This is a genomic window from Streptomyces sp. NPDC006458, assembly GCF_040612135.1.
Classification (GTDB): domain Bacteria; phylum Actinomycetota; class Actinomycetes; order Streptomycetales; family Streptomycetaceae; genus Streptomyces.
Window position 1 is genome coordinate 1 of sequence record NZ_JBEXPR010000077.1, and the last position, 4,196, is coordinate 4,196.

6 protein-coding genes and 1 pseudogene are annotated in these 4,196 nt (G+C 67.3%); 5 read left to right on the forward strand and 2 right to left on the reverse strand.

Going from position 1 to position 4,196, the window contains the following annotated elements:
• Nucleotides 1–745 precede the first annotated feature (745 nt).
• The 5 genes and pseudogenes from ABZZ79_RS39475 (at nucleotide 746) to ABZZ79_RS39495 (ending at nucleotide 2,883) form a co-directional block, all read left to right on the forward strand.
• Complete coding sequence (locus tag ABZZ79_RS39475) at nucleotides 746–910, forward strand: transposase (RefSeq protein WP_356697484.1); 165 nt, start codon at nucleotides 746–748, stop codon at nucleotides 908–910.
• A gap of 425 nt (nucleotides 911–1,335) precedes the next feature.
• Entirely contained in the window at nucleotides 1,336–1,821 is a 486-nt protein-coding gene (locus tag ABZZ79_RS39480; RefSeq protein ID WP_356697486.1) for a TetR/AcrR family transcriptional regulator, read from the forward strand.
• Nucleotide 1,822: 1 nt separating this feature from the next.
• Nucleotides 1,823–2,188 (forward strand): hypothetical protein, encoded by a 366-nt coding sequence (locus tag ABZZ79_RS39485; RefSeq protein WP_356697488.1) that lies wholly within the window; start codon nucleotides 1,823–1,825, stop codon nucleotides 2,186–2,188.
• Nucleotides 2,189–2,276: 88 nt separating this feature from the next.
• Nucleotides 2,277–2,471 (forward strand): annotated as a pseudogene (locus tag ABZZ79_RS39490) (IS982 family transposase); the annotation flags it as partial.
• 124 nt (nucleotides 2,472–2,595) lie between these two features.
• The gene (locus ABZZ79_RS39495; RefSeq protein ID WP_356697490.1) at nucleotides 2,596–2,883 is read left to right on the forward strand and encodes a methyltransferase domain-containing protein; all 288 of its coding nucleotides are present in this window, start codon (nucleotides 2,596–2,598) and stop codon (nucleotides 2,881–2,883) included.
• Between the two features lie 215 nt (nucleotides 2,884–3,098).
• Here ABZZ79_RS39495 and ABZZ79_RS39500 read toward each other — a convergent pair whose 3' ends face one another.
• A complete protein-coding gene (locus ABZZ79_RS39500) occupies nucleotides 3,099–3,731 on the reverse strand; it encodes a luciferase family protein (protein WP_356697492.1) in 633 nt (210 codons plus the stop codon).
• Nucleotides 3,732–3,738: 7 nt separating this feature from the next.
• Nucleotides 3,739–4,020 (reverse strand): hypothetical protein, encoded by a 282-nt coding sequence (locus ABZZ79_RS39505; RefSeq protein ID WP_356697494.1) that lies wholly within the window; start codon nucleotides 4,018–4,020, stop codon nucleotides 3,739–3,741.
• Nucleotides 4,021–4,196 lie beyond the last annotated feature (176 nt).

Here is a 4,196-nt window from a genome sequence, read left to right on the forward strand (position 1 = left end):
ATCCGCGCCCTTTTGGGCGATACGGGCGGCCGGGTTTTTGCGCTCCACCCCGGTGACCCGCTGGCAGGGGGGGGGGGGGGGGGCGGCCGGCCCCCCCCCGACGGCCAAGGGGGCGACCAGGGCGGTGAGAACGGCCAGCGCGGCAACGGCTCTTCGCCGTTTCCATGTCGTGGGGAACATGCGTCTCCTCATCGGCTCCGAGGCAGGTGTGCCCGCGGAGCATGGCGTACGTAAAACCCCCGGCGCATCACCGACATCCGTGCAGGCGAAGGAGCCTGACGGAGCGCAAGATCCACTGGGAGTGGCCTCAACCTGGCAGAAGTCGTCCGCTCCGGATAGGTTTCCCGAAGAAAAAGAGGTGGACTTCACACGCAAGCCAGGCAAAGCAATGCGGCGGCAACACGCACGTAACCGACCCCTTGTTCAGCGGCGTTGAAGCGTGCGATCTGGGCGTGACGTGTGCGATCACATAGCGGAACCTGTTCGTATGTACGCGGTCACTGCATCGGCGGGCGCCAGTCCGTCGACGCGGAGGCGATGTGAAGCATCCGACTCAGAGGCTCCGCCAGTAGGCGCGGCGTCGGGAGGGGCAGCACCGGGTCGGCGTGACTCACCGCCAGCCTCTGGATCACATAAGGTCCGCATGCGGGGTGTTCACGTGTGCCGCTGACCAGGCACTCCTGAGCTTGATCCGCTTTGACGGACATCCGAGATCAGGGGTTCTGCCCCCGGGAGGATGTCCATCATGGAGAGCATGGGGAAGAAGAAGCCACGCCCTCGCCGCTCGTTCACGCCGGAGTTCAAGGCCGAGATCGTCGAGCTGTGCCGACGCGGTGACCGCTCGATGGGTCAGGTCGCCAAGGACTTCGATCTGACCGAGACCGGGGTGCGCGACTGGACGAGAGCGTAAGACTGCAACAACAGGGCCTCCTGGTGCGCTCTGGCTTCGACAACCATGAGCTGAACCGGAGGCCCTGCCTTCATGCGCGCACAAGCGAGAGATCACCCGACAGAGGCGCCACACTCGAACCGATGTCCACCATGATCGGTACGACAACAGCTTCTGACAGTGCGGCCTAGATGAATGAGTCCCATGTTTGTGCTGGTCGCGGCCACGGCGAATGCCATCCGTCGGCCTGATCTGCCGTCAGGTGGGCGCAAGGCCACTGCCGCAGAACTCCAGGCCCCCGCGCAAAGACGTTCGCGCCCACCGAACCCGGAACAGCACCGCATCATCATCAGGGGCGCCCCCAGACAAGCCTCGGCTTCCTGCGCCTCCCATAAAAGAACGCTCGTTCTTGACTGCTCGTTCTTTAATCGCATACGGTCATGGGCATGGGACGACCACGCGCCTTCGACACCGATCAGGCCGTCAGTACCGCGGCCGCCCTCTTCGCCGCTCACGGCTACGAGGGCACCTCGGTGGACGACCTGGTCACAGCCACCGGCATCCACCGAGGCAGTCTCTACAAAGTCTTCGGCTCCAAACGGGGCCTGCATCTGACCGCCCTCCGCAACCACCTCGACCACGAGATCCACCCGGCCACCGCCGCCATCACCACACTCACCGACCCCACGCAGGCATTGACGACAGCCATCGCCTCGTACGACAACGGTCCGGCCGCAGGGCTTCTCCTCCTCGCCGCCGCTGAACGCGCCCCCCATGACCCGGAGGTTGCCGCGCTGGTCGCGGAAGGCATCACCGCGCTGGAGGACGCCCTGCGCCCCTCCCACGGTGACGCCGCCTCCCAACTCGCCTCCACCGTCCTCGGCACCCGCCTGCGCCTGCGCGCCCAGCCGGCCGCCCCCAAGGAGCACTGACATGGCCCTGATCTCCATCGACCGTGAACGCGGCCTACTGACCGCCCAATTCCAGGGCCTCGACAAGCTCTGGACTCTCAAAAGCCGCCTGGAAATCCCCCTCACCCACGTGCGTGGCGCCACCCATGACCCCGGCATCGCCCGCGAACCGAAGGGCATCCGCGTCGGTGGCACCTACTTCCCCGGTGTAATCACCGCCGGCCGCTTCCGCCGCAACGGTGAACGCCTCTTCTGGGACGTGAAGAACCCGGACAAAGCGGTCGTCATCGAACTCGCCGACACCGAAAGCTACGACCGCCTCGTCATTGAGGTCGATGATCCCCGGGCCACCGTGGCCCTCATCGAACAGTCCATCGCCCGCGGCTGAAGCGTGACTTCCGGCTTGGACGCCCTTCTGGCGGCCGTACGTGTTCATCGACGACCATGTGCCGCCACGTCGCCGGATCGGGCGACCGCCGAAGCTGTCGGACGCGGAACTGCTGTGCCTGGCCGTGGCGCAAGTGCTGCTGGGCTTCCCCTCGGCCCGGCACTGGCTACGATTCGCCCACGCCTGACTGCGGCAGCTCTTCCCCTACCTGCCGCGGCAGTCGGGCTACACCAAGCGCCTGAATGCGGCCGGGCCACTGATCTCCTGCGTGATCGAGGCCTTGGCTTGGACGTCCAACCGGGCCAGACCGCTCTCGACGTGGGACGCGGCCCGGGCACGGACCTTCCGACACTGGCGGAACGCGTCGGCACCAGCGGCACAGCTATTGGCGTGGACCGCGACCGGCGATGCTGGCCGAAGCCCGCCGACGCACCAGCGACCTGCCCGCAGTGCAAATCCGTGAAGCAGACGCCCACGCCCTCCCCGTCGAGCCCGGCACGGTGGACCGGGCCAAGATCGACCGGGTTCTCCTGCATGTCGCCGAGCCGACCAGTGTGCTGGCACAACTCCACCTGGCCACCCGGCCGGGGGCCCGGATGGGCCTGGCTGAGCCGGACTGGGACACCCTGGTCGTCGACGCGGAGGACCTCGACACAAGCCGAGGGGCCGGTTGGAGTCGCCTCTGTGGCCGCTGACGGACGCCCGAGCCACCCAAGGGCTTTGGGGAAAGTGCTGGTTACGGCCATTCGTCGAGGGCTGTGATCAGTGCCTGCGGTCTCGCGGGGGACGGCGGGCCCATCGGTACGTCGTGGCCACGGCATGGTGGCGCCTCAGTGCTGTGGATCCCGAATTGAGCGGCATGCCGTTCGCGGTCGCGTCTCCGTGTGCTCGACGGCGGCCGGGGCCGGACTCAGCGGTCGGGCGTGGTCCTGCCGAAAGCAGCGCGGACTTTGCGTTCGACGAGGACGGGTACGAAGTCCCTTATGGGCCGGTCCTTGAAGGAGGCGTGGGCGGCGGTGACTGCGGCCTCGATCTCGGCGGGGGAGCGGGTCGGGCTGTAGGAGGCGGTGAGGCGTTCGATGAGTGCCCGGATGGCTTCTTCTTCGCGTTCGTCGACTGCCACTGTGCTCTCCTGCTCTGGAGGATCCGCCGGGCCGCCGGTGTTCTCGTGCGTCGGCGCCGGGCCGTCGTGGTCGTTGCACGGTGCGTGCAGTGCGCCGCCGTGGTCCGGCCGCCCCTGGTGGGCGTGGAGGGCCGCGCTGACCAGGGTCATGAGCAGATCGATGTCCGCCTGGCATTCCATGCGGATGGTCACCCAGTGCGAGCCCGGCACGAGGTGGATCGCGCTCGAGTCTCTGAGGTCGCTCTCGAAGTGGTGGATCATCCTGGCGGTGAGGTGCAGGTCGACCTGCATCTCGGAGTGGAAGTGCGCGATCTCCGCTCGGTCAGAGCGCAGGGCTCGGCCGGTGCCGCAGCTGGGCGGGGCCTGCGTGAGGTCCGGCCAGCTCGCGAGTTGCGTCAGAGCACGCGAGGCCGTGGTCATGGCGTCATCATGGTGCGCTCACCATCTGTTCCATCCGGGTGCCCCATCCGGTGGTGAAGCGGCGTGCGTGCCAAGGGCGTTCGGCGCCCCCGGGTTTCAGGCCGTCGGTGAGGTCACGGCGGTGGGCCGCTGTGAGCGGGGTGGTGCGGGCGACGAGCTGTAGTCGGCCGGTGGTGTCGTAGCGGCCGAGGAACAGGCCGGTGGGTGTGGTGCAGGGGCCGATGACGGCGCCGATGACGGCCTTCGCGGTGATGCGGGAGTACTGGCGAAGAGACAGTATTCGATCCATGCACTATTCGCGCAGCGGTCCGTGGCAGACGGTGAGCAATGCCCGCCGTATCGCCGATGCGGGAGCTACGGGCGAGGCTTCCTAACGAGCTCGTGCACGGTAGGCGGTGAGGCGTCGAGCTTCTGATCGTCGATCATGATCGTGTGGTGGGGAACGCATCTCGTGCAGCGATCATC